Origin of the sequence: Pacificitalea manganoxidans, assembly GCF_002504165.1 — a bacterium.
Taxonomy (GTDB): domain Bacteria; phylum Pseudomonadota; class Alphaproteobacteria; order Rhodobacterales; family Rhodobacteraceae; genus Pacificitalea; species Pacificitalea manganoxidans.
This window is the reverse complement of sequence record NZ_CP021410.1, coordinates 15,347-42,252: the sequence shown is the minus strand read 5'-3', so window position 1 is coordinate 42,252 and position 26,906 is coordinate 15,347. Positions and strand designations below refer to the sequence as shown.

Annotated in this window: 27 protein-coding genes and 1 tRNA gene; 7 read left to right on the top strand and 21 right to left on the bottom strand. The window is 59.5% G+C overall.

Translation table 11 applies throughout. The features are described from left to right. Positions 1–11 precede the first annotated feature (11 nt). The 3 genes from CBW24_RS18165 to CBW24_RS18155 form a co-directional block, all read right to left on the bottom strand. Positions 12–368, bottom strand: coding sequence for a MarR family EPS-associated transcriptional regulator (locus CBW24_RS18165; RefSeq protein WP_097374655.1), 357 nt, complete (start codon positions 366–368; stop codon positions 12–14). 196 nt (positions 369–564) lie between these two features. Continuing rightward, positions 565–1,347 (bottom strand): YdcF family protein, encoded by a 783-nt coding sequence (locus tag CBW24_RS18160; RefSeq protein WP_097374654.1) that lies wholly within the window; start codon positions 1,345–1,347, stop codon positions 565–567. After that, positions 1,347–2,495, bottom strand: coding sequence for a glycosyltransferase family 4 protein (locus CBW24_RS18155; protein WP_232530375.1), 1,149 nt, complete (start codon positions 2,493–2,495; stop codon positions 1,347–1,349). Before CBW24_RS18155 ends, CBW24_RS18160 begins: the two co-directional genes overlap by 1 nt. Before the next feature lie 421 nt (positions 2,496–2,916). On the opposite strand from CBW24_RS18155, the gene CBW24_RS18150 reads away from it, so the two are divergent. Beyond that, the gene (locus CBW24_RS18150) at positions 2,917–3,162 is read left to right on the top strand and encodes a type II toxin-antitoxin system RelB family anti-toxin (protein WP_097374652.1); all 246 of its coding nucleotides are present in this window, start codon (positions 2,917–2,919) and stop codon (positions 3,160–3,162) included. After that, positions 3,162–4,454, top strand: coding sequence for a type II toxin-antitoxin system HipA family toxin (locus CBW24_RS18145; protein ID WP_097374651.1), 1,293 nt, complete (start codon positions 3,162–3,164; stop codon positions 4,452–4,454). The genes CBW24_RS18150 and CBW24_RS18145 overlap by 1 nt, the downstream gene beginning before the upstream one ends. A 136-nt stretch (positions 4,455–4,590) precedes the next feature. Here the strand turns inward: CBW24_RS18145 and CBW24_RS18140 are convergent. The 3 genes from CBW24_RS18140 to CBW24_RS18130 form a co-directional block, all read right to left on the bottom strand. Further along, positions 4,591–4,664 (bottom strand) — tRNA-Cys (locus CBW24_RS18140). A 240-nt stretch (positions 4,665–4,904) separates the two neighbouring features. Beyond that, complete coding sequence (locus tag CBW24_RS18135) at positions 4,905–5,174, bottom strand: hypothetical protein (protein WP_097374650.1); 270 nt, start codon at positions 5,172–5,174, stop codon at positions 4,905–4,907. After that, positions 5,171–5,812 carry an AAA family ATPase gene (locus tag CBW24_RS18130; protein WP_097374649.1) on the bottom strand — a complete coding sequence of 214 codons (642 nt, stop codon included), beginning with the start codon at positions 5,810–5,812 and terminating at the stop codon, positions 5,171–5,173. The genes CBW24_RS18135 and CBW24_RS18130 overlap by 4 nt, the downstream gene beginning before the upstream one ends. Positions 5,813–6,349: 537 nt before the next feature. On the opposite strand from CBW24_RS18130, the gene trfA reads away from it, so the two are divergent. Then, complete coding sequence (trfA, locus tag CBW24_RS18125; RefSeq protein ID WP_309766017.1) at positions 6,350–7,342, top strand: plasmid replication initiator TrfA; 993 nt, start codon at positions 6,350–6,352, stop codon at positions 7,340–7,342. 173 nt (positions 7,343–7,515) lie between these two features. Here trfA and CBW24_RS18120 read toward each other — a convergent pair whose 3' ends face one another. After that, positions 7,516–8,604: a replication initiator protein A gene (locus CBW24_RS18120; protein ID WP_097374647.1), complete on the bottom strand. Its 1,089-nt coding sequence runs from the start codon at positions 8,602–8,604 to the stop codon at positions 7,516–7,518. Between the two features lie 667 nt (positions 8,605–9,271). Beyond that, positions 9,272–10,420, bottom strand: a complete 1,149-nt coding sequence (locus tag CBW24_RS18115) for a hypothetical protein (protein WP_097374646.1) — start codon at positions 10,418–10,420, stop codon at positions 9,272–9,274. A gap of 1,564 nt (positions 10,421–11,984) precedes the next feature. Here CBW24_RS18115 and CBW24_RS18110 point away from each other — a divergent pair. Together CBW24_RS18110 and CBW24_RS18105 are read left to right on the top strand one after the other, a co-directional pair. Beyond that, a complete protein-coding gene (locus CBW24_RS18110) occupies positions 11,985–12,143 on the top strand; it encodes a YqaE/Pmp3 family membrane protein (protein ID WP_088663901.1) in 159 nt (52 codons plus the stop codon). A gap of 277 nt (positions 12,144–12,420) precedes the next feature. After that, positions 12,421–12,966, top strand: a complete 546-nt coding sequence (locus tag CBW24_RS18105; protein WP_097374645.1) for a YaeQ family protein — start codon at positions 12,421–12,423, stop codon at positions 12,964–12,966. Between the two features lie 270 nt (positions 12,967–13,236). Here CBW24_RS18105 and CBW24_RS18095 read toward each other — a convergent pair whose 3' ends face one another. Beyond that, the gene (locus CBW24_RS18095; protein ID WP_097374644.1) at positions 13,237–13,485 is read right to left on the bottom strand and encodes a DUF6552 family protein; all 249 of its coding nucleotides are present in this window, start codon (positions 13,483–13,485) and stop codon (positions 13,237–13,239) included. Further along, entirely contained in the window at positions 13,475–14,179 is a 705-nt protein-coding gene (locus CBW24_RS18090) for an SDR family oxidoreductase (protein WP_097374643.1), read from the bottom strand. Before CBW24_RS18090 ends, CBW24_RS18095 begins: the two co-directional genes overlap by 11 nt. A 116-nt stretch (positions 14,180–14,295) precedes the next feature. Here CBW24_RS18090 and CBW24_RS18085 point away from each other — a divergent pair, with 116 nt between their 5' ends. Next, positions 14,296–15,186 carry a LysR substrate-binding domain-containing protein gene (locus tag CBW24_RS18085; protein WP_097374642.1) on the top strand — a complete coding sequence of 297 codons (891 nt, stop codon included), beginning with the start codon at positions 14,296–14,298 and terminating at the stop codon, positions 15,184–15,186. 16 nt (positions 15,187–15,202) lie between these two features. On the opposite strand, the gene CBW24_RS18080 is transcribed toward CBW24_RS18085, so the two are convergent. Then, a complete protein-coding gene (locus CBW24_RS18080) occupies positions 15,203–15,802 on the bottom strand; it encodes a recombinase family protein (protein WP_097374641.1) in 600 nt (199 codons plus the stop codon). Positions 15,803–15,950: 148 nt separating this feature from the next. Between CBW24_RS18080 and CBW24_RS18075 the strand changes: the two genes are divergently transcribed. Next, the gene (locus CBW24_RS18075; RefSeq protein WP_157773278.1) at positions 15,951–16,730 is read left to right on the top strand and encodes an HNH endonuclease signature motif containing protein; all 780 of its coding nucleotides are present in this window, start codon (positions 15,951–15,953) and stop codon (positions 16,728–16,730) included. Positions 16,731–16,891: 161 nt separating this feature from the next. On the opposite strand, the gene rfbA is transcribed toward CBW24_RS18075, so the two are convergent. The 10 genes from rfbA to CBW24_RS18025 all read right to left on the bottom strand — a co-directional run bounded on the left by rfbA (position 16,892) and on the right by CBW24_RS18025 (position 26,906). Next, a complete protein-coding gene (gene rfbA / locus CBW24_RS18070; protein ID WP_232530377.1) occupies positions 16,892–17,713 on the bottom strand; it encodes a glucose-1-phosphate thymidylyltransferase RfbA in 822 nt (273 codons plus the stop codon). A gap of 56 nt (positions 17,714–17,769) precedes the next feature. Then, positions 17,770–18,627, bottom strand: coding sequence for a dTDP-4-dehydrorhamnose reductase (gene rfbD / locus CBW24_RS18065; RefSeq protein ID WP_097374638.1), 858 nt, complete (start codon positions 18,625–18,627; stop codon positions 17,770–17,772). Further along, positions 18,624–19,664 (bottom strand): dTDP-glucose 4,6-dehydratase, encoded by a 1,041-nt coding sequence (gene rfbB, locus CBW24_RS18060; protein ID WP_097374637.1) that lies wholly within the window; start codon positions 19,662–19,664, stop codon positions 18,624–18,626. The genes rfbD and rfbB overlap by 4 nt, the downstream gene beginning before the upstream one ends. Further along, positions 19,661–20,233: a dTDP-4-dehydrorhamnose 3,5-epimerase gene (rfbC, locus tag CBW24_RS18055; RefSeq protein WP_097374636.1), complete on the bottom strand. Its 573-nt coding sequence runs from the start codon at positions 20,231–20,233 to the stop codon at positions 19,661–19,663. Before rfbC ends, rfbB begins: the two co-directional genes overlap by 4 nt. An 80-nt stretch (positions 20,234–20,313) precedes the next feature. After that, entirely contained in the window at positions 20,314–21,348 is a 1,035-nt protein-coding gene (locus CBW24_RS18050) for an EpsG family protein (RefSeq protein ID WP_157773277.1), read from the bottom strand. 22 nt (positions 21,349–21,370) lie between these two features. Next, on the bottom strand, positions 21,371–22,333 hold the full coding sequence (locus tag CBW24_RS18045; protein ID WP_097374634.1) for a polysaccharide deacetylase family protein: 963 nt from the start codon (positions 22,331–22,333) through the stop codon (positions 21,371–21,373). Beyond that, the gene (locus CBW24_RS18040; RefSeq protein WP_097374633.1) at positions 22,330–23,526 is read right to left on the bottom strand and encodes a carboxylate--amine ligase; all 1,197 of its coding nucleotides are present in this window, start codon (positions 23,524–23,526) and stop codon (positions 22,330–22,332) included. The genes CBW24_RS18045 and CBW24_RS18040 overlap by 4 nt, the downstream gene beginning before the upstream one ends. After that, entirely contained in the window at positions 23,510–24,595 is a 1,086-nt protein-coding gene (locus CBW24_RS18035) for a glycosyltransferase family 4 protein (protein ID WP_232530376.1), read from the bottom strand. Before CBW24_RS18035 ends, CBW24_RS18040 begins: the two co-directional genes overlap by 17 nt. A gap of 5 nt (positions 24,596–24,600) precedes the next feature. Then, positions 24,601–25,815 carry a glycosyltransferase gene (locus tag CBW24_RS18030; protein WP_097374631.1) on the bottom strand — a complete coding sequence of 405 codons (1,215 nt, stop codon included), beginning with the start codon at positions 25,813–25,815 and terminating at the stop codon, positions 24,601–24,603. Beyond that, the gene (locus CBW24_RS18025; RefSeq protein ID WP_097374630.1) at positions 25,812–26,906 is read right to left on the bottom strand and encodes a glycosyltransferase family 4 protein; all 1,095 of its coding nucleotides are present in this window, start codon (positions 26,904–26,906) and stop codon (positions 25,812–25,814) included. The genes CBW24_RS18030 and CBW24_RS18025 overlap by 4 nt, the downstream gene beginning before the upstream one ends.

Sequence of the window (26,906 nt, the reverse complement as noted above, 5' to 3'; positions counted from 1 at the left end):
TTCCTTAGGGTTCATTCGGGTTGGCGCGGCACGTCGTCAATTTCGCTCTGCAACGCTTCGATCTCAGCCCGTAGTGCATCGTATTCTACCCGCTTTCGCGCTAGGAACCGGCGGGTAAGGGAGGCTTTGGTGGCGATGCCACGCGGCGTCAGGATGTAGGCGTAGCGGCGTTTGTCGGGGTTGGCCGAGAAATTGCCGAGCTTGACCAAGCCTTTGTCGACGAGCGCCTTGAGCTGGAAGTTCACACTGCCAAGGCTGACGCCTACGGCGCGGGCGAGGTCACGTTGGCTCATTTCCGGGCTGTCATCGAGCAGGCGCAACAGACGAAAGCGCATGTCTTCCTGCATGGCATCCCGGCGATCCGTCACCGGGGCGTCACCAAAGACTGGCAGAGAACGGCTACCGCACAAGAGCTGGCGCGGCCATCTCCGGTAGGGTGTGATCCGAGGTTGAGACAGGACTGGGCCATATCGTTCAAAACTGAACGGTATAGATCCCTTTGATCTTTGACAAGAGAGGCCATGGCTCGGAGTAGCGCTTGCGCAGTCCTTGCGCGGATAGCTGCTACCGGCCCGTCATCCGATAGGCGACCTGACCGACATGTTCCCGGATGCCGATAGCCAGCACATCCAGATTGCGGGTCAGGTTCCACCCGATCCGGTCGCCGAACCGGGCTGTCCGGTAGTCAACTGGCCAAGCGGTAAGCCCCGCCCACCCTGCCCGCTCGAAGCTGCGCATCGCACGAGGCATGTGAAAGGCGCTGGTAACGAGCAGCCAGTTTGCTCCGGGTGCGGGTTCCGCGAGCGCCAGACTGAGGCGGGCGTTCTCAGCCGTGTTGCGGGATTGGCCTTCGAACATCATGCGGTCGGGATTGATCCCTTGGCTCAGGAAGAACCGCTCGGCCATCGCGGCCTCGGTCACCTCTGCGCCGGCGGCATCACGCAATGTGCCGCTGCCGCCCGCGAACACGAGTTGGGCGTCAGGAAAGCCCCGTGTGAGCGCCAAGGCCGCCGTATAACGTTCCCCGCCCTCGTTTAGCTGTAATTGCCCCCAGAAGGCACTGGCCCGTGCGTTCTCGCCCCCGCCAAGCAGGATGATGCCCTGCATGTCGCCTAATTCTGGCTCCGCTGGATAGCGCGTCTCGATCGGACGCAGCAGCAGATCGCCAAGCGGCAACACGGCGAGCAGGAACAGGCCGGCAAAGCTGAGGCCAGAGACCCAGAAGCCGAGGCGGCGTTTGTTGGTGGCAAAGGCCAGCAGGATCACCGCCAACGCCACCACGATCCATGTGTCCGGCCGCAGGAACGCACTAACCAGTTTCGACAGGACGAAAAATGCGGTGTCCATCAGAACCCGCGCCCGAGCATCTGAACCATGGCACGCTCATAGGCCTGCACGATCAGCGCCTCGTCGTAGTCCGCGGCCATTTTGGCGCGACCAGCCTTGCCCATCACGCGCCGTGCGTCCTCGCCCAAAGACAGGAACCGGCGGCAGGCCTCGGCAAGGCTGTCTCCGCTGCGCACCTCGCATAGAAACCCGTTCACCCCATGGTCGACCACCGCCGTGCAACCGGGCACGTCAGTGGCGATCAAAGGCCGTGCCATGGCGGCGGCCTCGATCAGAGTGCGCGGTGCGCCTTCGCGGTAGGAGGGCAGCACAACGCAATGCGCCTCTGCGATATGGGGGCGCACGTCCGGTGCGGTGCCGAGATAATCGATCACGCCTTCGGCCTCCCATTCCGCCACCTGCTCTCGCGAAATGGCGGTGCGGTTTTCGGACCCGGTCGCGCCAAGGATCTGGAACCGCACCCGCGCCCCCTCCCCTTTCAGCATCCGCGCTGCCTCGATATATTCATGCACGCCCTTGTCGCGCAGCAGGCGGGCGATCATCAAGAAGCGGATCTCCTCGCCCTCTGGATAGGGCGCGGCGTTGAAATGCTGCAGGTCGATGCCGGATCCGGGCAGCACCTCGGTCTGCTCTGCGCGCACGAGACGGCGGGATAGAAAGAGCGTGCGGTCGTCCTCGTTCTGAAAGAAGACCTTCGGCAGCCGCCGGAACGCATGGCGGTAAAGCCCTTCGGCCACCCGCTGCAACGCGCCCCCCGACAGGAATGCGGTGCCGAGCCCGGTGACATTGGGCAAAAACGGCACGCCGCAGCGCCGGGCGGCCATGGCGCCGAAGAGGTTGTTCTTGATCGTGTAGCTGAAGACGATGTCCGGACGCTCCTGCCGGAAGGCCTTTAGGAACGCCCGGCGCAGGCGCAGCCCTTCGAGAGGGTTTAGCCCTTTGGCCGACATCTGCAGCGGCAGAACCCGGCACCCCAACTTCTCAAGCTTCGCCACGCTGTCATCCAGCGGCGCCAGAACCGTGACGCGGTGCCCCTCGGCAAGCAACGCCTTCAGGATCGGCTTGCGGAAATTCCAGATGTTCCAAGCAGCATTCACGGTCAGCATGACGTGGAGAGGGTGATCGTGAGATCTGGAATTAGGAGCCATGAAACCGGGTATCGACTGTTCTGCTATTGGACGCGCCCAGTCCTATTGGCCTGCTTTCCGAGAGACCAGAGGTTCTTTTACGCAATGATCTGTCGGTTTGCTTCCGAACGGAATATGAGCTTGGGAAGGCAAAAATTCATTACAGGCAGCGCCCTGCTCCGAACGCTTCATCGCGGCGCCAATGAGTTCCCACTACGACGCTTTCTGCTACAGGTCATCGAAGACAGAATTAGTGATGCACATGGACCTCGTTTCTCGATCGTTTCTGGGGTCCCTCGCTGACCCGTTCGGACGCCACCCAAGACAGCTCACTGCAGGTGTGCAGTATGGCTCGCATGTTACGTTATGGCGTAAAAATTAAGTATTTACGCTGTGGCGTAATTTTGTTTAATTTACGCCACACCGTAAAAGGAGCCGCATCATGGACCTCACAGCACGAACGGCCGAGCAGATCGGCGAGGCACTCCGCCGGACGCGCAAAGCGCGCGGCTGGACCCAAAGCGATATCAGCGCGCGCACGAATTTGCGTGTCGCGACGGTTTCGTCGCTGGAGAATGGCGATGCGGGAACCAAGCTCGCGACTGTGCTCGCTGTCATGGCGGCACTTGGGCTTGAGTTCCGATTGGTGGAGCGCGGTGGCTCGCTTGAGATCGAGGATATCTTTTGATGGCCAAACGCGGGCGTAGCGGCACGATGCAGGTGCTTCTGAACGGACGGCTGGTTGGGGCTTTGCGTCTAGCTGGTTCAGGCGCAATCAGCTTCACCTATGATCCGGACTGGTTGGCGTGGGAGCACGCCATGCCCATCTCGCTGTCCCTGCCTTTACGTGAAGTGGCACACCAGGGCGGCCCTGTTATCGCCTATTTGGAAAACCTACTGCCGGATAATCAGGCGATACGCGAACGCGTTGCCGCTCGGGTGCGCGCTGGAGGCACAGACGCATGGCACATGCTGGAGAAGATCGGGCGCGATTGCGTGGGGGCGCTGCAGTTCGTCTCGGGTGAGGTCTGCGAAGTTGGTGCACTCGAGGGTGAGCAGGTATCTGAAGCGCAGATAGCGGATATGCTGCGTAACCTTGCAAGTGCTCCGCTCGGCTTGGAGGAGGAAGACGACTTTCGCATTTCAATCGCCGGGGCGCAGGAGAAAACAGCGCTGCTCCGCCACGAAGGCGCGTGGATCCGTCCATCGGGGCTCACCCCAACAACCCATATCCTCAAGACGCAGCTTGGCGTTCTGCCCGCAGGGATTGATCTATCCGACAGCGTCGAAAACGAGTATTTGTGCATGAGCTTTTGCCGCGCCATGGGCATGGATGTGGCGGAGGTCGAGATTGCCGACTTCGAGGACGTGCGAAGCCTTGTCGTGACGCGGTTCGATCGGCGCTGGACCAAGGATGGCCGATTGATCCGCCTGCCGCAGGAAGATTTTTGCCAAGCGCTGACTGTCCCACCCAGCCAGAAGTATCAAATGGACGGCGGACCGGGGATCACCGAAGGGATCGGGTTGCTAGCGGGCAGTGATGACCCTGAGCTGGACCAGCGCGCGTTCTTCCGTGCGCAAGTGCTGTTTTGGCTCTTAGGAGCGACGGACGGGCATGCGAAGAATTTCAGCATTGCATTGCGCCCTGGCGGCTTCCGTATGACCCCGCTTTATGACGTGCTCAGCGCACAAAAAGCCGTGGATGACGGTCAAATCCGCCAGAACCGGATGCGCCTCGCGATGGCCGTCGATGGACACTACCGGATCAACGAGGTGGTGCCCCGCCACTTCCTGCAGGCGGCGAAGGCGGCGGGATATGGTGTCGCGCTGGCCGAAGAGATCTTGTCGGACATTGCGACAGAGCTTGAACCCGCCATGGACAAGACAGTCGTAGACTTGCCGGATGGGTTTCCGCAGCTATTGGCGGAAGCCATTGTTGCTGGAATACGAGGTCGGGCGGCTACCCTTTTTGCCGTATAAACTCAAACCTAGCATGTTTCCCGATGTTGATGGAGGTGATGCAAAATGACAATCAGCTCGCCGCGGAACAGAACATGAGCAGGTAGAACTCGTGCCTGCCTCGAGCGTCCTGGCTGCTACATCATTGGAAATGATGTGGAGGCGAGTACCGGAATCGAACCGGTGTACACGGATTTGCAATCCGCTGCGTCACCACTCCGCCAACTCGCCGCCGTGGTGATGTGCGAGATACCCAATATGAGGGCCAGCCGCAAGGATAAGTAACCAACCTGCGGCCCTGCCTCCCACCACGTCCTGATCCCGCTGGATCAGGACACCTTCACGGGCCCCCTGCCCTGCCCCGTGTTCGCCAGTGTCTCCGGCCGCGCGTAGTCCTGAGAACCGAGCCTGACTTCTTTGATCCTAGCTTCCTAGGTATCTATCAAGTTGTAGTGCTAGAACCCTATGATCCTAGACTTTTCCGTATTTCTCTTCGAGCAAGCTGAGCGCTTCGGCCAAGAGGTCCGGAACCTTGCGGCGGGTTCGGATGGCGAGGATCTCGTAGCCGTCGGCAACCCCGCGGGTGACGCGCTTGTTGAACTGGACCTTCTCATCCTCGGCCACATGATCGAATTTCGCGATCGGCGCGGGCTTTGCTTTCTCGGGCCGGGTGTCTGCCCCCCCTGCCCCGCTCTGGCGGCGGCGTGGCGGTTCTGCGATCTGAAGACCCTTGGACATCATGCAGCCTCCTTCACGCCCGGCAGACGGTTCATGATCGCCTGAGCCACGGCAATCGCCTTGGCCTGCACTTTAGGGAACGGCACTTCCGATGCGGCGCGCCCTTCGGCATGGCCCTGACGGATGGAGGCCAGTTCAGGGAATGTCGGCTCGAGCACGTTCATGCGCGCTTTCCCAAGATAGGTGCGCGCGGCCCGGTCTTCAGCATCTGATCCCTTGGCTCGGCAGAAGCAGAAGAAGATCCGGTCAGATGGGACGCCCGCGTCTTCCAGCTCGTAAGCGGCTTCGATCTGCGGCTCCATGTCATCGAGGCTGTAGCCTGTCGGCATCAGCACCAAGTCGCTGTTCTGCGCCATGACACGGCCGCCCTGTTCGGCATGTGCCGGTCCGTCGAGGATCATGAGATCGAAGCGCTCTGCCTCCTTGATCGCCCGATCCACGGTGCGATATTTCTCGACCGCGACCTCCGGATGAAGTTCCGCCTGATCGCGGCGCGCTTTCCATTTGGTCGATGTCCCTTGGGCCGGATCGAGATCGGCGATCTTCACGGCCCATCCTGCACGGGCCACTTCGACGGCCAGGAGCCTTGCCAGAGCGCTTTTGCCGACGCCCCCCTTCTGAGAAATCAGAGAGATAATCACTGCTGCCTCCTATTTTTGTTAAGTCCTAGGATGTGAGGATCACAGGAAGCTGACAAGCTAGAACCGAAGGAACCAAGGAAATTTAGCCCTTAAGGGTTGCAGATTTGCAGGATCATCGGAAGCTATACCGCTAGGATCGTAGCATCCTAGGAAGGAAGACACCTAGATTCCAATGCTACTAGGGGCCTAGCTGATAGATCCAGCTGATCGGGAGAGATTACGCCGTTGAGAAGGGTAGGGCGCATAGTACTTTCCTCACCTCGTAAGCGACGGAACTGAGGACGCTCGTATCCAGATGTCTAAGTGTTAAATAAGGTGTTAGATTCAGTGTTACCCTTCAGCAAACGATACTTATCTCACTGAAAAATATAATTTTTCTTAGACACACGGTGTGTGAAAGCACGAAAAAAGGTGGGTGATAACACGAACCTTGGTGTGTGAAAGCACGAAACTCTTGACCATGGTGTGTGAAAACACGATTGTACAGCCATGGTGGGTGATAACACGAACTCTCGATCTCCGCTCTTACCGGACCGAATGCAGCAAGCAGACTTTTTCGTTTGCGACATTTTCGATGCCGCACCTAAAGGTGACATGGCTTCGATGGAACACCCGATCTTCTCGATATCGACCAAGCCGGACCGGCGTATCCGCCGGTACGAGAACGGCACGAGCTTTGTCGAAATCACCCCCTCAATGAAGGGACTAGCAACGGTCCATGACCGTGACGTGCTCATTTACTGCATCAGCCAATGCATTGCAGCGTTGAATGAAGAACGAGAAGTCAGTCCGACTATTCGCTTTAGGGCGTATGACTTACTGAAGGCTACAAATCGAGGAACGGATGGGCGTGGGTATGAGCAGCTCAAAGCAGCCCTTGAACGTCTTCAGGGCACAGTAGTCACGACCAATCTTATTACCGGCGGCAAGGAAGAGTTCGACGGTTTCGGACTGATCGACCGATTCAAGATCGTCCGTGAGACACGCGACGGACGGATGCAGGAGGTGGAGATCAGGCTGTCAGATTGGGTGTTCAACGCTATTCGGCACCGTGAAGTTTTGACCCTGCATCGCGACTATTTCCGTCTGCGGAAGCCATTGGAACGGCGCATCTATGAGCTTGCCAGGAAACATTGTGGAGCGAAGCAGGAATGGAAGATCAGCCTCGCGAAGCTGCAAGCCAAGTGCGGTTCTTGCTCCACCTCGAAAGAGTTTCGCCGCTTGGTCATGAGTATCGTGCGCCAAGATGGCCAACATGCCCATATGCCTGACTATGCTGTAAGGGTAGAAGATGACATGGTTATCTTCACCAATCGCCGTAGTGACCAAGGCAGAAGTACGCATCCTTCCGTCTCACAGATACGGCTCGACCCAGAAGCCTACCATGACGCACGAACAGCCGCGCCGGGATGGGACGTATACGTACTCGAGCAGGAATGGCGCAACTGGATGACGGAACCGCCCCGCGATCCCAATGCGGCTTTCATTGGGTTCTGCAAGAAGGTCTTCGAGAAACGTGGTCCCCCCTAACTGGAACTTGCGTGACGACGGACGGTAGAACCAGCGTGTCAAGCGTTGCCAACATCAGGCCTTGAGACTCAGTCGGGGGCCGGCGAGCCCCAAGGTCTCCATGAGAGCAGGACGCGCAGGCGGGTGATTGTCCGCGGACAATTGCCCTCAGGACCGCAGCCTCCAGCGCCTCGCTACGGCCGACCACGCTTTTCGAAGAACTTACGGCAGAAGCCAAGGAAAGCCTTGTCAGGGTTTGCCGGCGCATCCAGCCCGCCATCCATCATCCAGGCCCGCCACTCCTGTTCGAGGTGATAGACATCCCAGCCGGGCGCGACCTCCTTCACCTTGGCGAAGGTCTCCGGATCGAGGGGGGTGAACAACGCCGGCGGCATCTCGATCGCTTCGGATGTCATCGTGCCCCGGTTCAAGAACGTGACCATATCCGTTTCAGCCTCGAATGAGACGCTGTAGTCAGGCAGGTGGTCAAAGGCGACCAGATCCCGGATCATCTCGCGGAAGCGCTTGAGCGGACTCTGCGAGCCGGTCTTCTTGAGCAGGGTAGGGACCCCGACCTTCCATTCCTTCTGCGAGCCACAGTGCTTTCTGGCGATCTCATAGACCCGGCGCTCAATCGGTTTGCGCAGCCGGAAATAGTCCCGATGCAGGGTCAGGACTTCATGCGAGCGGATCGCGTTGAACACCCATTCCGAGAGCTTCACCTCACACCAGAGCAGGCGCCCGTCCAAGCCATGCTTGCGCCGGATGGAGGCCGTATCGATCAGGCCGAACGTGTCGTACTGTTCCTCGTCCGCCGTCTGAATGTTGGTGCTGATCCGTGTTCCGGCCAAACGCGCCAAGGCCTCGGCCAGTGCTGCATAATCCTTGCCCGCCGTGCCCCGGTTCGTGAAGACAAGCAGATCCCGCGTGTTGATCCGGACCCGCGGCGAGACCGGTTGCCCATCCTTCAGCTTCGCCATGATCTGGCTGATGCAGTAGATCAGGATGTCCTTGTCGTAGATCGTGGCCAGGCCTTTGACGCTCGGCGTGATCTCGATCCAGTTCCCGTTATGCTCATAGCGCCGAATGTTCGTCTCTGGCTTCTTGGACAGCGAATAGAACGGGTGCTCCATATGCGCCATCATGTCCTTGAGCACCGCATCGGCCACGTCGCAGATGAACAGATCATGCTGCGGATGCCGATCCGGAAGCAGGGGATCCAGAGGCTTGGCAACCGAAGTTGCGTCTGCATGATCGAAGAGATTCGGGGTTTTAGTGACCATGGCCTACATTCGGGGTTTCAGTGACCAGATGTCAAGATTCGGGGTTTTAGTGACCCACCCCAGGGATTCGGGGTTTTAGTGACCGAGATTCGGGGTTTTAGTGACCAAAGTTCGGGGTTTTAGTGACCGGGCGTTTGGAATTCATCTGGTAGATCAGAAGGTTACAGACAGTTATCCACAGCTTAACACAGACTCTAACACATATTTAACACTACAGAGCTCAAGTTTGCCTGTGGATGAGTTGGCTCTAAGCGGTCCTTCTGACGCAAACTGGCTTCCTTGAGGTGTCGATGGAACCTAGTTCTCTCAGATCCCGCACTCATCGCTTCCCATGAGAGGGCAGGGGAGGTCGATCCCCCCAGAGCCAAGGACGGAAAGACATCCGATATCTGCTGGAGGCGCTACCAACCACCTCTAGAGCCTTCGCAACCTCCGCGCCATTCAGCTAGAGAGCCACAATCAGAACACAGGCTATGACCTGAAAAGAACTTCTCCTTCTTGGCCGGCTACTACTCCTCAAGTAGTATCGAGGAAACACCGCTCAACCTAGTTTCTGTGCGACGTAGAACAGGTTCTGGAAGCTCTCACCCCTCATCGAAGACATGTCTCACCCCCTGCCAACCTGTAGGCTGAAGGTCCCGATTTCCGCCTGTAGACACCCTAAGGGCTAATGCAGGACTGTAGACGCAGAAAACCCGTTAGATTTTTGTTTTGGGATGACGTTCCCTTTCCCGTCAAAGAACGGGATCAGATACTCGCCATTGGGCACGTTATCGAGCGAGCCCGCCTTCGCTTCTGAGATCGCCTGAGCCAAGGCCTCAGCCTTCTTGCCTGTGATCGTCCCAGCCATGCCCGTGAGCGAGCGTCCGGTCATCACGTTGGTTCCCCGGAAGGTCGAGTGAACGCTCTGAGCCAAGCCCTGACGGAACGGAGATTTCCCCGCCACAGAGGATTGGTAATAGGCCCGCTTGCCTCGGTAGCCTTCGTTGCCATCGCCATTATAGGCCCCGATACGGACCCAGCCTCGGCTGATCATATGCTCATGCTCGGAGATGTCTTTCACCACCACCTGAGCCCCATCAGCCGTCTGCTCGGGCAAGAACCCTGCCCAGCCGTTGTTGAGGGCCTGGTTCACAGCCAGATCATCCGTCTGGACTTGTGTGAGCTTCTCCTCCTCGAGCTTGCGCAGGGTCTCGGTCATGCCCAGCACAGCCTTCAGACCCTCAGCCTGGTTCTCTGCCAGATCCTGAAGCATCTCCTGCTCACTCTGCGGCAAGAGCTCATAGGCATAGAGCGCAATCAGCTTCTCGATGGCAGGCTCCACCCGCTCATCGATGTTCTCGGGCTTGGGACGATCTACTTCCCCAAAGAGACCTGCAATCGCCCGTGCGTTCTTCAGCAAGTTCTGGGAGGTCACCTCTCCCCGAACCATATACCGCGCCAGCACCCGTGCCTTGGTCTTATAGCGATCTGCCAGAGGCGCTGCATGCTTCTGGAGAACCTCCTCTGCAGCCAGGATACGCGCCCCCACACTCGACGGGTCTTCGAGCAGAGCCTGAGCTTCCACCATCCCCAGAGCCAGGATATCGGTCTTCCCGATCCCGTAATGCATGCCCTCCCATTGAGCCTTGGTCAGCTTGCCCTTGAAGAGTTTCGCCAAGTTCTTCGGCACACCTTCACGAGCATCCTGACGCATGCTGTCGATGTTATACTTCACCCGGTTCAGAAGCCGCATGAGCGTGATGTTATCTGCCGTGGCTCCCCGGAGATCCGAGAGCAGAGACCGCAAACTGTCCCACCCCTCTACATGGTTCATGATCGTGGTCAGAGCTTTGCCGCTCCCTAATTCCTAAGCTCCTGTCAAAAAAACCTGAATGGACCCTGCATCTTCGTTAAGAACTCCCGAGACGTCTGGGAGAAGTTCTCCAGACTTCTCGAACACTTCTCGCAGACATCTCAGAGATCTCTTTCAGATTGGAAGGGCAGGGGGACAATGGCACTGCAAAGATGTCCATTTGCGAGTTGGGCCCAGAGAACTTCTCGCAAGGTCTGGAGAAGTCTGAGGCCTCCCGGAGTTCTCGACGTGAGGTCTCCCGAGAGGGTGTGTCTGGCATCAGATCCCGAAGTCCTACCGCCATACCTTCCACGGGGATCCTCTGTTTGCATCGACAAGGTGACCTTCAGATGCCCCTCAGAGGCTCGGAGAGCCTCCGTGAGGCGCATGATGGTCAAAGATATACCAATGTGGCGGAGGGTGGGCAGGTGCGCTTCTGCGGGACGCTCAGCGGCTCTGGCGCATCTTCCCCTGCATCTTCGGCGCGTTGGTCTAGCTGCCTCACGCGCGCGAGAAGGATAGCCTCTATACTTAGTGAAACTAGCACAAGAACACTCTATGATCCTAGGATTCTAAGTTCCTGTAAGAGGTGCTCGCTTTTCAGACATACTCAACGTTCAGCTCGAATGACCCTTTCGACGAAGAAGGGGACAGCCTTTCGAGAAAGGGCGTAGCCCTTCGAGAAAGGCTGAACCCTTCGAGGAAGAAAAGGGTCATTCGAGCACTGTGATATAAATAGACATCTACTCTGTTCTTTCTCCTAAGAAAAAGAACTAGCGATCCTACTAGAAGAGTCCGACTCTAGAGAAGATCATGAGTAGAAGGGGAGATACTCAGGAGTGTAACCTGATTGTACCAAGCATAGAGAGATTCGTGAAGGCGGGTTCGTGCTCTGGAAGATGAATGCACGGTGTCTGTTGAGTATACGTCACACCGCCTGATCTTGGTTCAATCCGCAGCTGGTTCACAGAGGGTCTGCCGAGCTGGAAGACCATAGGCCTCCGGAGCCAAATGTAAGGAATCCGGGGAACCTCGAGGAACCCGTCCTCAGGAAGGTTTCAGAGATCCAAATCCTCTGGAAGAACCCCAAAGAACCACCTGTTTTTCTTGGTTCAATCCGTAGGGCAGGGGCCTTGAGTGGAGCTTGGCTTGTTGGTTCGTGCCTGAGCCATGGCTCTCACCACACCCCCACCGACATGCATGATGGCCTACCCGTCATCGTGAGCCAGCAGGAAAGATCAGTGACCGACGGTCCAAAGTCGGGAGCAGCGACAGCCGGAACATATCGCGCCCGCGCCGGTTACGCCTGCATCCACCAGCCCACGGCCAGAGGCATGAATGCGCAAATCTACTATCATGAGTTTACTAGACTTTTACGCCCGCGGCACTGGGCCTGCAGCCTAGGATACTGGCCTATGCTCGACCCCGACAGTGCTTTAACGGCGACAAACTAGGCCCTGTTCTCACCCTCAGGTGAGACATTGCGCATCGGTATCATGCCTGTTCACCGAAACAAAAAGGAGGCCCGGACATCCGGGTGCATCACATGGACATCATCCGGATAATCATCGCGATACTGCTGCCGCCGCTTGGCGTCTTTCTCCAAGAAGGGCTGGGTAAGCACTTCTGGATCAACATCATTCTGACGATCCTCGGCTACGTGCCCGGGATTATCCACGCGATCTACATCATCATCAAGAAGTAGCACGTCAATGGAAGGGCTACCTTGCCTTCATGCTCTCGACCAACGACCGTAGCCTCAGCTTTGTTGCCGCTCGAACTTAAGAAGCAGCAGCATGGTCCAGTGGTTGCTCTTGTCCGACTGGATCAGCGCACTGATCTTTAAGCAGCGCTTGGGTAAAGCGTCAGTCGTAGCGCCTTGTAGGACAATCGGGGGTCAGCCCGGACAAAGTGCATGACCTGCTTCCCAAAGGGAGCCGGGCAGGGTAGGTAGCCCGATCCTTGGAAGGCTTGAGCAGGTCATGGCGCAAAAATCCACCATCTATAAGATAGAACTGTCGGTCTCGGATATGGATCGTCAGTATTACGAGACGCACCGCCTGACCGTCGCGCGGCACCCTTCGGAGACGGACGAGCGGCTGATGGTGCGCATCGTCGCTTTCGCCCTGAACGCGCATGAGCATCTGGAGCTGGGCAAGGGTCTGTCGACGGATGATGAGCCCGATATCTGGCAGAAAAGCCTCAGCGGTGAAATCGATGTCTGGGTGGCTCTGGGCCTGCCGAGCGAGAAGGTCATCCGCCAGTCCTGTAACAAGGCTGCAAAGGTCGTCATTTATCCCTACGGCGGACGCACTGCCGAGCTGTGGTGGGACAAGACCAAGAACAGCACGAACCGCTTCGACAACCTGCACGTGGTCAATTTGGCCGAGGGCGATACTGCTGCTCTGGCCAAGCTGGCCAGCCGCACCATGAAGCTACAGGTCAACATTCAGGACGGTGAGGTCATGGTCAGCATCGAAGACGCTGCCATCTACCTCACCCCGGAGACATGGAAGGGCGCGGCCTAGTCCGGCAGCCGCTCCGGGTTCCCAATCACCCGGAGATCTCTATCCCGATCTTGCCCAAGTGCGCCTTCTCAAGGAACGCCTCCTGAGCCGCCGCAGCCACCGGGCTCGTCACCGCCGAGACCGAATTGCTCGTGATCCTCGAAGGCCTGACCCAAGCTTGGCCGCTGCGTGGCGAAGCCGCCGTAGAGGCCGCCAAGCGACTGGGGCAGGCGCTGCGCGAGGCATCTGTGTAAGCGATCTGCGCCGTCACAGGTCCACCCCGCAAACCCCTCATTGGCTCGCCATACCCACGAGCATGGAGCCAAGAGCGACGAAGTGGATCAACATGATCGCCCGGTCATTCCAGAGCACGCCGACAATCAGCCAGCCCAAGACGCCAGCCAAGAACAGATAGAGGTTCCACGGCGCCCAGCCGAACCCGGTCGCCGCGTAGCCGAGGATCTGGATGATCGAGGCTACCCATTTCACGGCAAAGGCGGTCTGGCCGCGATCGGGGGCGTTGGTTGTCTCAGACGCCACGGGTCAGCCCTCCATCGATCCGCCAATTCTGTCCGGTGACGTAGCCGCCGCCGTCGGAGGCCAGCCAGCTGATGAGTGAGGAGACCTCCTCCTCCTTGCCATAACGCCCCATCGGGATGCGCGTGCGACGGTCTTCGGTCTCCGGCAGGCTGTTGATGAACCCCGGCAGCACATTGTTCATGCGGATGTTCTGCGCGGCATACATATCCGCGTAGAGCTTGGCGAAACCGGCAAGCCCCGCACGGAAGATGCCCGAGGTTGGAAAGAGTGGGTCAGGCTCGAATGCTGCGAAGGTCGAGATGTTGATGATCGCGCCGCCGCCCTGAGCGGCCATGATCGGTGTCACGAGCCGGGTCGGACGGATGACGTTCAGGAGATAGACATCAAGACCCGAATGCCAGTCCTCATCCGTAATCTCGAGAATGGCGCCCTTGGGTCCATGCCCGGCGGAGTTCACCAGAACATCGACGCGGCCCCAACGCTCCATCGCGCCGTCAACGAGACGGCCAAGATCCTCGACCGACTGGTTCGATCCGGTCACGCCGAACCCCCCAAGCGTCGTCGCGAGCGCCTCCCCTTTGCCAGAGGAAGACAGGATGCCGACCTTATACCCGTCCGCAGCGAGGCGTCTTGCTGCGCCCGCGCCCATACCGCTTCCCCCTGCTGTGATCAGCGCTACTTTTTCTGCTGTCATAGTCCTATGCTCCCACCTGGCCCATAAGGGGCGCTGCATCTGTAATCCTTCAGCTAAGGGGCATAGAGTATTCGCACCAGCCAGATGGGCTGCTGCCTGGGTGTAGGAAATCTATCGTGTCTGATGAAAACGGCCTGCCGCCGCTGAACGGGTTGCGCGCCTTTGCGGTGGCGGGCAGGCATCTGAGCTTTCGCGCTGCAGCCGATGAGTTGGGCGTGACCCAGGGGGCGGTGGCGCAGCAGGTGCGTGGGCTTGAGGGCCATCTCGGCCTGCGCCTGTTTCTACGAGAGCCGCGCGGTCTGGCATTCACCGAGGAGGGTCGCGCCTATCACGCCGCGGTTTCGCGCGCGTTCTCCCAACTGTCGGAGGCGACGGCAGCGCTTCGGTCAGCACCCTTGCAGGTGACGATCAGCGTGACGCCCACCTTCGCGTCGAAATGGCTCATCCCGCGACTTGCGGAATTCACTCAGGCCCATCCTGACATTGATCTCCGCATCACCGCCACAGAACGCGTTTCAAGCTTCCATGCCGACGGGATCGACCTCGCGGTGCGTCAGGGGCGACCACCATTCGGAGCGAGCCTGCGCGCCGATCTTCTGTTTCCGCAGGAGGTTATCGCGGTTTGCTCGCCCAGTCTGGTTGCGCAGGAGCCCCTGCCCCTCGGGGCCGCAGCCCTGACGCGCATGACGCTGCTGCATGACACCCACGATCTTTGGCCGAAGTTCATCGAGAACGCGTTCGGGGGGATGATCCAGCAGCCCCGCGGGCTGCGCTTCAACCAGACGACCTTAAGCCTCGACGCGGCCTTGGCCGGGCAAGGCATCGCGCTCGCGAGCCGGTTCCTCGTCGCACGGGATATCGCGGGCGATCGCTTGGTTCAGCCGATCGACAGCGCTCTGGAAGGGGAGTTGAATTTCTACCTGCTCACCCCGCGACAAGACGCATCTGATGCCACACTGCATGTGCGCAACTGGCTGCTTAGTCAGAAAATCGACCTCGCTGCTTAGCCCCTGCCACGGGGTGCTAAGCCGTCCCCGTCGGGGCATCGGCGCTCGGCGTTCGTTGCAAGACACGATAGACGGTCGGCCGGGAGACATCGAACACCTCCGCCAGATCGCTGATCGAGTAGTCGCCGGTGTCATACATGCGCCGCAACTCCGTCTGGCGGCGATCGGAGAGTTTGGGCTTTTTGCCCTTCAGCTTGCCCTTGGCACGGGCGACGGCCATGCCTTCTTTCGTGCGCATGCGGATCAGATCGGCTTCGAACTCCGCGAAGGTGGCGAGGATGTTGAAGAACATCTTTCCCATTGGATCGGCCGGATCATAGACCGACGCCCCCAAGGCAAGTTTCACCCCGCGCCCGGCCAGCTCGTCCGCGATGGCCCGAGCATCCGGAACCGATCGCGCCAGCCGGTCGAGTTTCGGAACCACAAGCGTGTCCCCTGCCCTGACAGCGGCCAAGGCCTGCGCCAGTCCCGGCCGCTCTCGATTGGTGCCGGTCAGCCCGTGATCGGTGTAGATGCGGTCCGCAGCAACATGAAGATCGAGAAGCGCCACCGTTTGCGCGGCAAGATCCTGTTTGTCGGTCGAGCAGCGCGCATACCCAATGCGGGTTTCAGACATGGAAGCATCCTCGAACATGACTGGGCCGGGGTCACAGGCGAATTGTAACGCATGAGGCCCCTTCAATGATAATATCATCGTACCAGTCAAATGAGAATGGGTTTTCCCTTCAAACGCTGAGATTGGTCCGAGCGGGGCGGAGTGTCCGGTGAGCGATCCCCTATCGGACAGTGGGGGACGTCAGCGGTTGGTGGTCCATCCTTCAATACCTAGAACGCATGTGGCTGCCGTTACACTTGAAATCTTGAAGGCTACTATGTTCTCAGGCCTAATACCGTTTAACAGTGAATTGGGTTTGGACCGGGGGTGCGAAGTGAGGGATGTAGAATACGTCAAAAATCTGCTGGAGTCGGAGTATGAAACCGAACGCGAGCATGAAAGGCCGTACCCGTCTCTAGATACAGTGGTCCACGAACAAGAGTTTAGCTTTGAAGACGGAGTGGTAGCCGGTGAGGTTCCATTTGGGTCAGAAAACCGGGACGGCCACCAGTACCTGAGTTTTAAGAGCGGCGATAAGTCAATTTATACGCACCGTTTCATCGTGTCATATGCGCTTGGAAAATGGATGCCGAGAGAATGTGACGTTGATCACATCAATCACAATCCTACCGATAACAGACCGAGTAACTTGCGGATTGTTACCCCTCGTGACAATGCGGGTAACAGGCGGAAAGCTCTACTTTCCGAGTTGGTCGATTTGGATGCTGTGAAAGAAAAGCAACGGGATCCGAGTCCAGCAGTGGTAGTTGTTACAGATCCTGAACCACACCCAAAGGTGCTGACGTCAAGTGGGCTGAATTCCGAAGTCCGGTATACTGGTGAAACTAAGCCAGCAGATCACGCAGGACCATACGGCGGAATGTGGTACAAAACGAACTTGGAATCATGGCATTTGCTGTTTGAACCACCTGCTGAGTTAAGGCGATAGAACGGCAAAGCGATCATTCGCCACCAGACATTATTCGGCAAGCATAGGCTCTCCCTGAACCTTCGCCATGCCTATCCAAGAGCGACCACATCGGTGCCGCGACGGCTCACTGGATCGCCTGCCGGGAGACTTAACCTCTCCTCAAGAGATGTTGGCTCCTCCTATTCGCTTTTTTCAGAGGCCACCTCACCCAGATAACGCCCATAGGCATTCTTTCCAAAGAGCTTCGCCCGGTCAGCCAGTGCAGGACCGTCGATGAAGCCCATCCGATGTGCAATCTCATCCGGGGAGCCGACTTGCTGGCCTTGGCGCTCGGTCAGGGTTCGCACGAAGTTCGCGGCGTCGAGGAGGCTGCCGTGGGTGCCCGTATCAAGCCACGCGTGACCGCGCCCGAGAGCCTCGACGGCTAGTAGCCCTTCGTCGAGATATTGTTGGAGGAGGTCGGTGATCTCCAATTCGCCGCGTGCCGAAGGTTTCACTTTCGCCGCACGTTCGGGCGCGCTGCCATCGAGGAAGTAGAGCCCGGTGACCGCGTGACGGGACGGCGGGTTCTGGGGCTTTTCGACGATCTGACGGGCCGTGCCATCGGGGGCGAAATCAACGACGCCATACCGTTCGGGGTCGGTCACCCGGTAGCCAAAAATCGTGCCGCCGGTCTCGCGCGCATTGGCGGCGGCCAGTTGCTCGGGCAATCCGTGCCCAAAGAAGATGTTGTCGCCAAGCACAAGCGTCGAAGGCGCACCGGCGAGGAAGTCTTTGGCCAGAAGGTAGGCCTGTGCCAAGCCTTCCGGCGCTGGCTGCTCGATATAGGTGAAGGACAGGCCCCATTGGCTTCCATCCCCCATCAGACGCTTGAACTGGTCCTGATCCTGCGGCGTGGTGATGATCGCGATCTCGCGGATGCCGGTCAGCATCAGCACGGATAGCGGATAATAGATCATCGGCTTGTCGTAGATCGGGAGCAGCTGTTTCGAGATCCCCATCGTGATCGGATAGAGCCGCGTGCCGGAGCCTCCGGCGAGGATGATGCCCTTGCGTTTCAATCTCTCGCTCCCAGCTCATGAAGTGTTTGGTTCAGGTCGTCTCGCCAGTCTGACCGAGCGATGCCGAAGGTCTGTTCCGTCAATGCGCAGTCCAGCCGAGAGTTGAGCGGCCTCGGTGCCGGTGTCGGGTATTCACGGCTGGGGATGGGGGTGACGGCGACATTACGGCTTGCGGCGGCAAAGATCGCCTGGGCAAATCCCGCCCAGTTCGTGTCCGGTGCGCCGGAGAAATGGTAGATACCTGAGGGGGCGGTGCCGTCGTGCAGCTGCTCTGAGATCGTCAGCACCGCGCGCGCAATGGAAGCGGCGGAGGTGGGGCCGCCGATCTGATCGTCAACCACGTTCAGCGCATCGCGCGTCTCGGACAGCCGCAGCATGGTTTTAACGAAGTTCTGGCCATGGGCAGAAAACACCCAAGAGGTGCGCAGGATCGCGCGGCGGCCTCCGGCGGCTGTCACGGCGCGCTCACCGGCCAGCTTGGTTCTGCCGTACATGCCAAGAGGCGTAGGAGTGTCAGACGGCGCCCACGGGCCGTTGCCGCTGCCATCGAAGACATAGTCGGTCGAGATGTGGACGAAGCTCGCGTCGATCTCACGGGCGGCCTTGGCCATGATGCCGGGGGCGGTGGCGTTGATGGCATGAGCCAGGTCTGGCTCGCTCTCGGCCTTGTCGACAGCGGTATAGGCAGCGGCATTGATGATACGGCGAGCCCCGCTGTCCAACACGGCAGAGCGACACGCTTCGGCATCGCTCAGGTCGACCGCGGCCCGGTCAAGGAAACGCGCCTCGGGCACAAGTCGCGCCAGTTCACGCGCGACCTGACCGGTGGCGCCAAAGATCAGAAGATCCCTCATGCCTTGGTTCCCAGCCGCTGGCCAACGCCGTCACGATCGAGCAGCGGACGCCACCAGGTTTCATTGTCGAGATACCAGCGGACTGTCCGAGCGATGCCTTCGTCGACCGTAACCGATGGCCGCCACCCCAACTCCTCGCGAATGCGGGTCGGGTCGATCGCATAGCGCTGGTCGTGGCCCGGCCTGTCCGCGACGAATGTGATGTGGCGCTCGTGCGGCGCGGTTTCGGGCCGCAAGCGGTCAAGCTCCGCACAGATCATGCGGACGAGGTCGATATTCGTCGCCTCGTTCTCGCCCCCGATATTGTAGGTGCGACCAACCTGACCCGCCCGCAGCACGGTGAGCAGAGCGTCAGCATGATCCTCGACATAGAGCCAGTCGCGCACATTACTGCCGTCGCCGTAGACCGGGATCTGCTCCCCGGCAAGGGCGCGCAGGATCACCACCGGGATCAGCTTCTCGGGGAAGTGGTAAGGCCCATAGTTGTTGGAGCAGTTGGTGACGAGGACCGGCAACCCGTAGGTCTCGCCCCAAGCACGCACGAGATGGTCAGACGAGGCTTTAGAGGCGGAGTAAGGGGAGCGTGGATCGTATGGCGTATCTTCGGTGAACTTGCCGGTCGGACCCAGGCTGCCATAGACCTCGTCAGTCGAGATATGATGGAAGCGGAAGCGTTCGGGCTTTCCAGCGTCTTGCCAATAGCCGCGCGCCGCTTCGAGCAGGGTGAAGGTGCCGGTGACGTTGGTTTCGATGAAGAGTGCCGGGCCATCGATCGACCGATCGACGTGGCTTTCCGCCGCAAGGTGCATGACGGCATCCGGGCGATGATCTGCGAAGATCCGATCCAGCACCGGACGGTCCCGGATGTCGGCCTGCTCAAAGGTATAGAGCGGGTTGTCCGTGACAGAGGCAAGGCTTTCGAGGTTGGCTGCATAGGTGAGCGCATCGAGGTTCACCACCTCGTGCCCTGCGCCCACGGCTTGCCGCACCACGGCGGAGCCAATGAAGCCAGCGCCGCCCGTAATCAGGATCTTCATGGTGCAGCCTTTTCGTAAGTAAACGGTGTCTCGAAGTCTTTGAGCCGGGGCGCCGCACGATCCTTTTCCGACAGGATTGGCTCTGCGCCCTCAAGGCCCCAGTCGACACCGACATCCGGATCGTCCCAGACCACCGCCCCTTCGGTTTCCGGGGCATAGTAATCGGAGCATTTGTAAACGATTTCCGTATCTGGCTCGCGCGTGACAAAGCCATGGGCGAAGCCGACGGGGATCAACACCTGGTGGCCATTCTCGGCACTGAGCTCGAAGCCTTCCCATTGGCCAAAGGTCGGCGAACCTCGCCGCAGATCAGCAACCACATCGAAGAGCCGCCCCCGCCCACAACGCACCAGCTTGGCCTGCGCATACGGCGGTGCTTGGAAGTGCAGGCCACGCAAGGTGCCGGGCGTGGCGGAAAGGGAGTGGTTGTCCTGCACCCAATCGGTGGTGATGCCGTGGGCTTCGTAGGCTTGCCGGTTGTAGGTCTCCGCAAAGAACCCTCGGTGGTCGCCGAAGCGACGGGGTTCGATGAGGAGAAGGCCGGTCAACCGTGTTTGCGAGACGTTCATGCTCTCCTTTCCATCAAAGTGAATTCGGAAGTCCTATGTGCAAATTACGACAAAGCGCCAATCTGACTCATGAAACATCGTTAAAGGAACCACGTACTCTCGTAGGGCAGGTAACAAGACTGCGCATGACTTGAGCCCAAAAACCAAAAGAGCGAGTAAGCGCCATAGACACCCGTAGCGAGTATATGGCCTTGTCGAGCATTCTTGAATGCTACGGCTCCAACGTAAACAAGAAGTAGAATAGACAATGGCATAACATAATAGTTGAGCCGGTGGAGCGCAATTGAGGACAAGACGGTTAGGGGAGCCAATGCCAAGATCATTAAAGCAGCCATCTTGAGCAACGGATACATGTCAGGAAAATTGTTTCTGACTCTTGCGCGGTAAGTCATGAAAAATGGCACTGGCAGAAGAACCAATGCGTATCTGATGATCGCCCCTCCCGACGTAACTGTCCCCTCAATGTATCGATCATCGTATGTATCGAAGCGATCTGCGAGGAGCAGTCCTGCGACCGGGCCCAGGATCGCCAGGCTCGCAGCCAACCTTAGTGTGTTGATCTGCCGGCCTGCGATCAGCGCGATCGGCAAGAAAATGATGACACTGGCGTGGAACTGCATCCCGATCAGTATCCAGAAAGCGGTCCAAAGCCTTTCACTTTTGGCGAAGGCGTTGAAGGCCAGCATCAAAAATCCGCCAGCAATTGCCTGACGGATTCCTGACATGCCAAGCTGGACTATGATGACAGGGAAAAGCAGCGCCAGTATCAAGCGCGCGAAAGAATGGGCCGTGGCAAAACGAACATAGCAAGCCACCAGGATCGCGGAGGCTGCCACGTTCAGCCACGTGTAATTCAATCCCAACGACTGGACTGACCCCATCAACAGAGCGAAGCCGACTTCCTCCCCCTCAAGCAGCTGATTTAGACTGCTTGGCGGGTAAAATTGGACCCACCGATTTAGATACCCGAAATAGTCACACCCGGTCTCGTAGCGGAACCCCATGAACCAAACGAGAAAGATCCCCGTTACAATAAAAAATACAGCGTTCCGCCGAGGGTAGCTGCCAACGGCAGATAGTGCGAAACCGCTGTATATTCCAAGATAGACAAGCATGGTTGGGGAAGCCTGTGTTCGCCTACAAAACGGTGAAGTCATGCATGGTTCTGCTCACCATGCCGAAGTCGTCGCGGCATCTTTTGAAGCATGCGATCACACGGTCGAGCCCGACAAGGTTCTCTGTCGTGTTGCGGCCAAAGTTGTGGGGGTGCCACCACAAATGATAGCATCTTCCTTGCCGCGCGGCCAATTCCATTTCGGTTTCAATCCGCTGGATATGCAAAGCATGGTAGAAAGCCAGTTTCTTCGACCACGGTCTGAGGAAGCGTGACGCCGGTACGTTCCATCCCTGGCCGTCGCGGTCGGGCTGCACGACTTGCTTGGGGCCAAGTGGCAAGGCACCGTCAATGAAACGGGCCAGCCGAAAGAGCCTGGTCGACTCCGCGCCGGATCGGGGCCGATAGAGCCAGCTCCGGGCATCACCCCGATACGCGGTTATGCCCTGCCCTGCGCCCCGTTCGATGAATGCGTCGGACATCTGGTTGCGCGGGTAGACGATGCTCTGAAGCTTGTGCCCTGAGTGTCCCGCAATCGCCGCGGCCGCAGCCAGGTCTGCCTCGAACGAGTCCGTATCCGCACCGGGTTCTAGGCAGTAGTAGTGGCTGTAGGTATGCGTCGCGAGTTCCTGTCCTGGCGTGTCTGCGATCCGGTCGATCAGGGATGCACCGAAATGCATCGGATCGGCTTGCTCGTTTTCTCCGATCAGGCGGTTCTCAATATCCGCATAAGGGGAGAGACCAGGGTCTTCATAGGCTGGGCGGGTCCCGGGCGCGAATGACAGCATTTCATCACGGTTTCGCGCGAACAGGAGCCCGACAGTGGCCCATGTCGCTCTTACGCCAGCCGCCTCGAACCGAGCCAGCATGGTAGGGATGGCTTTGCGCCCGCCCAGCACGGCGTCTCCGTAGTTCTGCACTGATCGGTGATCGCGCACGCCCCACATGAGCTCGAAATCCAGCGAGACAACGAAGGAGCCGGTCATGAGCGGCCCCGAGCTTTGGCCGAGATGCGTGTGGCCAATTTTCCGGCAAAACCGATCAGATCCCCGAGAGCTGGTGCGGGATCATCCCAGGCGCCCGTCACGTCGGCACGAGCGGTCACCCGGGCTTTCCGAGCCGGCTCCGGGGCAGGCAGGACGAAGTCCCGGTTCCGGGCATAGAATAGGCGCGAGGCGAGATCCTTGGTGGTGTACCGCCAGAGCACGCCATCCTTCTGGCGGGCCATTGCTGGCAGCGGGTCACCCCGGGCCTCGGCAACGGCGGTTTCGACCAGGGGTACGCCCGCCTTGGTGGCCACCGAAAACCAGAGCGATGGGCGCGGGTTCACTTCAATGATCTTCAACGCCCCGCTCTCCGGATGGCGCTTGAACTCGGCGGCGGCGATGCCCCTGTAGCCGAGCGAAGACAGCAAAGTTTCGGCGGCCTCGGCGGTCTCGAGACAGGTTTCGCTTTGCACCAGGGAGGCAGACCCGAAGCCAGCTGGATACTGGCGCAGCTTGCGCGCCGTGAAGCGTTGCCGAACCTGCCCGTCCCGGTCGAAAAATCCGCACCACAGCGTGATGTTGCTCTCCGGGCCCGGTACGATTTCCTGCATCAGCAGCGTTCCCGCCTCTTGCGGGATCCCGGGCAGGACGTCATCGAACTCAGACTTGTTCCGAACGATCCAGCCTTTCTGGCCCGCCATGAGATGCTTCACGTCCTGGATCCGGGCCGGCTTGATCATCGCGGGGTAGGGGATCTTGTCACGGTACTGGCCTGCTTCCGCGACCGGTGCCGACCACAGTGAGGGATAGGCTACGCCCTGGGCGGCGCAGTCCTTGTAAAAACTGTCCTTGTCCATGATCCGACTGGCCAGGCCGTCGGTGTAGGAACCCTGCAGTTGCACACGTCCGGAAAGCGCGTCCCACCTGGCGATGACCTCTTCGAGATCCTGATCGGAGGTCACGACAAGCACGGGTTTCTCGCCGCCGCCGGTTTCTGTCCGCTCCAGAATGGCGGCCACACGCGCCTGCGGTGTTTCGGCAGCGATCCTGTCGGCCAGCAGGCGGGACCACAAGCCCGGTGCCCCCGGCGCACCGACGCCCAGGACGGCGTAGCCGGCCCTGGCTGCCTCTCGCACGGCGTAGAGGCCGGTCGGAGACAGGCCCAGGACGATGACGTCAGCGGTTTTTGACATCGTCCACCACGTCTTTCAGCATTTCTGCCATCTGTGCGGCTATAACGGCGGGATCGAACCTCTGTTCGACCTCTGCTCGGGCCGACGACGCGATGCGCTGGCGTAGATCTGCATCCTCGATGACACGAACCAGATGGGTTTCCCAGTCTTGCGGCGTTGTACAGAGGAATCCGGTCTCTGCGTGGCGGATCAGCTCGAGATTGTATCCGATCGCCGATACCACCGGGACAATACCGGCTGCCATGTAGGTGCGCGCCTTACCGCCAGATTTTCCCTTTGCCCAATCCTCAGGCGGCAGAGGCATGAGGCCGATGTCGAAACGGCCAAGGGCTGCCACTTCGCGGTCGAGCGACCAGTCGTTGAGCTGCCAATCGACGCCCTCCATCTTGAAGTCGCTTCCCCCCATGATCTCCCATCGCACCCGAGGGTATCGTTGCGCCAGCCGCTGCAGCACAGGCTCGATGACCCGAAGATACTTGACGGTGGAGGGTGAACCCAGCCAACCGATCGTCACCCGCGCGTCATTGCTGTGCGGCGCATGCATCGGGATGCGCCGAGTGTCCTCGGCAACTTCGAGCGTGATGGAGCGTTCGGCACCGGCTTCGCGGGCCACATCCCGCAACCAGTCGTTGCCGGCGACCACGCAATGCACGAGGCGGAAGAGATCGCGCGTCTTGTCGGCGGATCTAAGAGCGGTCGCGAGCCGGGTGTAGCGCGAGGCCTTCTTGATGAAGAGCGCGTCGTCGTAGTCGAAGAACAGCACCGCGCCCCGCTTCTTCAGCGCGGCCTCGACGAGAGGCGGGCCGAAAGGGAGCAATTCCCGCTGCAGGTAGATCGCGTCGTATTGCCGCCAACGACGCAACGCCCAAAGGCGCCTGAAGGTCGCCTTCAGCGTCGCCGCAATCTTGGATCCTGTGCGTCCAGGGGCGAGCGACAGTTGATACATGGGTTCGTCCATGAAGCTTTGGACATCGGCCCGCACGCCCTGCGCCTCGAGATGCGGCAGGTACTGAAACACGCGGTAGCGGCTGGAGGCACCTTCAACCGGGTAGCGGGTGAGGAACAGCACACGGGTCAAGTTGGATCTTCTGAGAGCTGTCGATAGATGTCGGAATAGGCGGCAACGCCCGAGGCCAGTGAAAACCGCTCTTCTGCTACGGCGCGGCAGCGGGCCGGCATCTCCGGATCTTCGGCCATCGCGAAGAGGGTCTGCAAGGCCTCATCGAGATCAGTCAAGTCGACGGACTGGGTGCCGAGCTGCGGAAGCGCGATACCAGTACCTGTTTCACGTATATCCTCGGCCACGTCACCGACCCCGCCATTTGCGAGGCAGGGCTTGCCAGAGGCAAGAAACTCACCCATGCGGGTCGGGCAGGACGCCCGTTTGGACCAGGCGGGCCGGATAAAGAAGATTCCTGCGTCCATACGTCCGATGTGCCGTCCGACTTCGGAGAAATCCACACTAAGGACTTGGATCCGCTCGGGATCGGCCCCCGCTTTATCCAGGGCCTTGCGAACCAGATCGTGGTTGCCCTTGGTCACGACCAGAAAGCGCGCGTCGGGGCGCAGGGCAAAGGTCCGCGCAACCGCCTTTGCGACATCGTCGAAGAGATACCAGCTCCCCACTGAGCCTACATATCCCAGCGTGAAGGCCTCACGCGGCGCGGTCTCTGGCCGGAACATGTCGAGATTGGTGCAGGTGGGAATTACGGTCGATTTAGGCGGTTCATCCTTCATGTAGTCGAACGCCTCGTACTCACGCACGCCTGCCTTGGTCAGTGAGACGATGTGGTCGGCGTTCAGGAAAAGGCTGCGTTCCACGCGCTTGAAAACGCGATATGGCGCGCTCGCTTTCGACCAGATCCCGCCATCGACCCGCTCGTCGGGCCAGAAGCCGCGCATGTCGAAGATGAGCTTCGCCCCTGTTGCGCGCTTGACGGCCAATCCCATAAGACTGGCGATGTAGCTGCGGCAATGTACGACCTCGGCGCCCACCTCGCGGGCGATACGGATTGCCTGCCTGCGGCCGGCGGACAGATCGTAGAGCGTTGCAAGGATGCCGACCGGCTTGTTGTGCCAGATGCGGGGCCGCCAATTGACGTCGGCCTCGCGACACAGCGAGCGCATTGCCGCCACTCGTTCCGGGTCGTTCAATGCCTCCGGTTTCTCGAAGCTGAGCACCGTCATGCGATGGCCCGCGCGGCCAAGGGCGAGGACATATTGAAGAACCTGGCTCTGGCCCAGAGGGTCCATCAATCCGGTGTAGGAAATATACAGAACCGAAGTCATGTCCGAAGGCCTTTCGCCCGATCAGTTTTCTGATATTGCGCGATCTGCTTTTTGGCGATCGTGGCAACAGCGAATTTTGCGGCTTGTTCTGGTCCCGAAACTTCCTGTGCGGCAATCCAGTCAGGATCACTAAGCGCCGCTTCCATTGCCTCTGCAAGTTCGACCGGCTGACCCGGCCTAACCTTCTGCCCAAGTGCGCCCATGACTTCCGGCAACCCGCCGACGTTGGTCGCAACGACCGCTTTGCCGAGCGCAAGAGCCTCCAAAGCGGTCAGCCCGAACCCTTCGAACCGCGAGGGCACGACCACAAGGCGTGCCGACGCGATGGTCTTCAACATCCTTGCATGGTCAAGCTGCCCGGTGATCGATATCGGCAGTTGCGCGGCCTTGATCGCGGCTTCTAACACCTCCCGCAACGGACCGTCGCCAGCGAACGTGACTGGCGGACAATCCTGCTGCAACTGTTTCAGGGCAGCGATGAGGTCGGCATGTCCCTTTTCGTGTACCAGTCGTCCCGGAATGACGATGGAGTCTCCGGCCTTACGCTCGATCCCGCTCAGGCTTTCCGGATCAAACGCGTTATGAAGAACGGCGATATTGTCCAGCCGATAGGTCGCGGCATAGTGATCCGCGCTGAACTGGCTGACGGCTTGCGGCTGGTCTATGCCCCGCCGCACCACGAAGCCTGCCAGACGACGCCGCGCTTCGAGTTTCCATGTTTTCCTGTTGGCGCCGGCGTAGGCCAGGTTGTGGAAACTGGCATGTGTCGCCGCGTCAAGCCAACCGAGACCGCGCGCCATCGCCGTCACGAGGATCGGGAAATAGAGATGCGCGTGCACGATCTCGGCCTGAAGTGACTGGGCAAGTCGCGCAAGGTCGCGCGCCTGCCGCATAACATGCCATTTGCCACGCCTGGGCAGCACATGGACGCGGATGCCCGCGGCCTCCAGCTCTGGCTTCAGCGGCATTGGCGGCCGCATCACCGCGACATGTACCTCCATCCCTTGGGACGCCAGTTCAGGCAGCATAGTCACCAGAAGCCGCTCGGCTCCGCCGGTGTTAAGCGTCTCGATAACATGGAGGAGTTTCAT